Annotated in this window: 4 protein-coding genes and 1 pseudogene; 3 read left to right on the top strand and 2 right to left on the bottom strand. The window is 51.6% G+C overall.

Annotated features, from left to right (window positions below; genetic code table 11):
• Window positions 1-69 precede the first annotated feature (69 nt).
• Window positions 70-762: a hypothetical protein gene (locus WA429_RS20870; RefSeq protein ID WP_336107857.1), complete on the bottom strand. Its 693-nt coding sequence runs from the start codon at window positions 760-762 to the stop codon at window positions 70-72.
• A 175-nt stretch (window positions 763-937) separates the two neighbouring features.
• Between WA429_RS20870 and WA429_RS20865 the strand changes: the two genes are divergently transcribed.
• The 3 genes from WA429_RS20865 to WA429_RS20855 all read left to right on the top strand — a co-directional run bounded on the left by WA429_RS20865 (window position 938) and on the right by WA429_RS20855 (window position 2,602).
• Window positions 938-1,171 (top strand): hypothetical protein, encoded by a 234-nt coding sequence (locus WA429_RS20865; RefSeq protein ID WP_336107856.1) that lies wholly within the window; start codon window positions 938-940, stop codon window positions 1,169-1,171.
• 38 nt (window positions 1,172-1,209) lie between these two features.
• Complete coding sequence (locus WA429_RS20860) at window positions 1,210-1,635, top strand: beta barrel domain-containing protein (RefSeq protein WP_336107855.1); 426 nt, start codon at window positions 1,210-1,212, stop codon at window positions 1,633-1,635.
• Between the two features lie 199 nt (window positions 1,636-1,834).
• Window positions 1,835-2,602, top strand: coding sequence for a hypothetical protein (locus tag WA429_RS20855; protein WP_336107854.1), 768 nt, complete (start codon window positions 1,835-1,837; stop codon window positions 2,600-2,602).
• A 17-nt stretch (window positions 2,603-2,619) separates the two neighbouring features.
• Here WA429_RS20855 and WA429_RS20850 read toward each other — a convergent pair.
• Window positions 2,620-2,895: pseudogene (locus tag WA429_RS20850) on the bottom strand (helix-turn-helix domain-containing protein); the annotation flags it as partial.

Below are 2,895 nucleotides of genomic sequence, written 5' to 3'. Positions count from 1 at the left end.
TTGAAAAAACCTGCATATGCTTTCTTGCAAATACCGTCCGTGGATCACGCGGCAATCGTGACCCCGGTTTCAATGCCATGATCGCGCAATGCTGGGCGGTGGCGGGCCAAGTGCTCTTGCTGGTGCGTCGCACGCCTTCCACATTTCCCTTGCATAAGCAAACTCCCTTGCCCGAAAGAGATGCGTCAGACTGGTATTCGGTCCTGCCTGTTTGATTACCGGCTCGCCCACGTCAGTTTGCACTGAGTGCAATTCTCCGAAGACACGATTAAGTATTCCTAAGGCCTTCGTGTTAAGAAAGCGCGCGCGTTGTAACAGCTCAATCTCAAACTCGCGCCAAAGTTCGTGCCATGGACCGCCAGGTATTTCGTATTTTCGTTCATAGTAGCTATCAACAGAGAACGGGCTTTCTATTCCTGTAGCGGCATCATCAAAGTCGGAATGACGCTCTTCTAGAATTTTTTGTAAATCTGACGCGGCCGCTTCTTCCAAACCAACATATTCTTGCAATGCTTCGGTGATTGGCAGACTGCTGCGATCCCGCCTGTAAGTGTTCATGTTTCCAGAGGTTTTCTCCATGTGCTCATCAAAGGCTTCTTCGACACGAACCGCCAACGACAAAAGACTGATACCCAGCTCCGACCCACCGCAATAATCGCATGTCCCGTCAACACCGTTCGATGAAAGTTCACGGGCAAGAAATTCTTCTCCGATGCAGTGCCAACATATCTGCTTTTGCAAACGTGAGTCGTCTATATCCACAGCAACCTCATTGGGATCAATCGCTCAGAGTTCGTAGAAATAATTTACTGATACACTTGGAAGGTCAAGCTGCGCCCCAGAGTTGCATGTCTTTTTTCAGCGATTACTCCGTTGGACATGAGCGCTTAGTTCTTCAAAGATCTGAGCGATGATGACACTCAGACGGAGACACAACATGTCCATTGCCCCCCAAAACCCACTCCTCACCCGGTATTTCTCTGGCACGAACATTGGAGAGGATGTCGAAGTTGTGGAAGTCGCGTCTTTGGATGAAGAACACGCCACCCAGTTTGATGCAGAGTGGCTGTTGGTCTTTGCAGATGGTCAGCACCTGTCCGTGGTCAGCGAAGACGAGGCCTGCCAACTTCAAACGCAGTGGCGGGCACTGAACAAAGCGGCAACTGCTTGATTAGACGCCCTTTCCCCGTTCAAGCACCGGAGATTTCCATGAAATATCAGGTTGGCCACTCCTTGATCATCGTCCTCAGCGAGGTTGGCTCGAAAGACACAGTGCTGCCGGCACAGGTGGAGACCATTGGACGCAAATGGATCCACTGCCGAGGTCGCACGACAACTTACAAGATCGATCCCAACGAGGACGTCGTTATTGATCGGTATGATTGTGAAATCGGGCAAGTCTATCGTGATATGGCCACATACGAAGAACACCAACGCAAAGAACGATACTTGGTGCTGTTTCGCCGTGCCCTGCTCTCTGTGCAAGAGCTCCCCTCCCATGTGACTGCAGAGGATGTTCTTTCTGCTGCGGCCTTGCTTGGCCTCAACATCTCTCCAGATGAAGTGCAGAAACCGTCGAACCTGAAACCCGGCACGTCGAGGTTGCGCTCCGCGTCTGTTCCGGACAAACTCTGATCGCAGTCAATAAGTTAAAGGCGTCCACATTGAAGCTAAACGTCCAATTCCCAGAACTTGAAGCACTTGTCGATAAGATGGGGGCAAAACCTGTAAAATGGCGTTCCCCGCATGGTGACGGACCCAACACGGATGCTGCTCAGGATGAAGAAGCGAGCACCAATTCGCGGTCTATCGGTGACACGGCCAAGGGTGAGCAATGAAGCATCTGTCACCCTTTGCTCTCAAATGGTGCCTCGGAGTTGGCCTCCTCATCTCCGTTCTCCTCAGCGGTGCACTTGGGCTCCTATTATTTGCTTACTTTCAGTACGAAAGTCGCGGCAAGGGGTCACCCGATGATGCCCAAATCGTTACCCAGGAGATCCGCGGAGTTAACAATTACTTTTGGCATTTCTCTGGCGAATTGAACGCTGCGACCGCCCAAAAACTGGAAGCACTTGTCGAAGAACACGACATGTTTCGCTTTCTGTTCTTAACAAGTGTCGGGGGCACACTTGAGGGCGCAAATCGTGTTATCGACATCATCAAGGCCAACAACATCGAAGTCGCCATTCGGCCCCATTCCATTTGTTACTCAGCTTGTGTCAAAGTTCTGCTGGAAACCACCCATCGCGGGAGCTCGTTTCTTGGAAGCAAGCCGTTCCTTATCGGTATCCACCGGGCGCACGATGGCGACAGCCTGTTGAGCCGCTACGTTCTCCCATACTATGGTGAGAGGACTTACGATACTCGTATGATGCGGGAGTGGATTGTTGCACACTCTGCCGAAGTCGCTGACTTTCTGGATCAGTGCCCTTCGTCGCCTTACGATGATCTGGAAATGTTTGTCTTAACCAGTCATCAGTACCAAGAAATTTCACGTGGCCTCGATGACTACACCTGCGCCGATATCTGGCATCAGCACGAGGACTGGGCAGACCAACTCTGGGAAAACTGGCGGGCTACGGAAGCCCACCAGAATTCTTAGGTCAAACTGCACGCAGTTTAGTCTTCGTTTGGTTCGAGCACCTCGGCCGTCTCGCCCGGTGCCATGGCCTTAAGGAGATCATAGAACTTCTTGCGCAACGCCGCATCTGGCAGACGACAATACGCTCGGACCAACTCAAGTGTCTCGCGACGGTTCATCGGGTCAACATCGGTGTCCTGGTCCATATCAACCGGCATCTGGCGACGCTCAGCAATTGTTTTTTGCGCAATTTCCTCGGGCATCTCGTCGAAGAAATATGAGATCGGAACTCCCAGTGTACAGCTCAAATCATA

Source organism: Thalassospira sp. CH_XMU1420-2 (genome assembly GCF_037029325.1).
Taxonomy (GTDB): domain Bacteria; phylum Pseudomonadota; class Alphaproteobacteria; order Rhodospirillales; family Thalassospiraceae; genus Thalassospira; species Thalassospira povalilytica.
The sequence above is the reverse complement of the archived record's forward strand: the minus strand, read 5'-3'. Positions and strand labels throughout refer to the sequence as shown.

Bases quoted from the DNA above. Each gene is read 5' to 3' on its own strand.
- WA429_RS20865 (WP_336107856.1), top strand. From the start codon at position 938: ATGTCCATTGCCCCCCAAAACCCACTCCTCACCCGGTATTTCTCTGGC.
- WA429_RS20860 (WP_336107855.1), top strand. From the start codon at position 1,210: ATGAAATATCAGGTTGGCCACTCCTTGATCATCGTCCTCAGCGAGGTT.
- WA429_RS20855 (WP_336107854.1), top strand. From the start codon at position 1,835: ATGAAGCATCTGTCACCCTTTGCTCTCAAATGGTGCCTCGGAGTTGGC.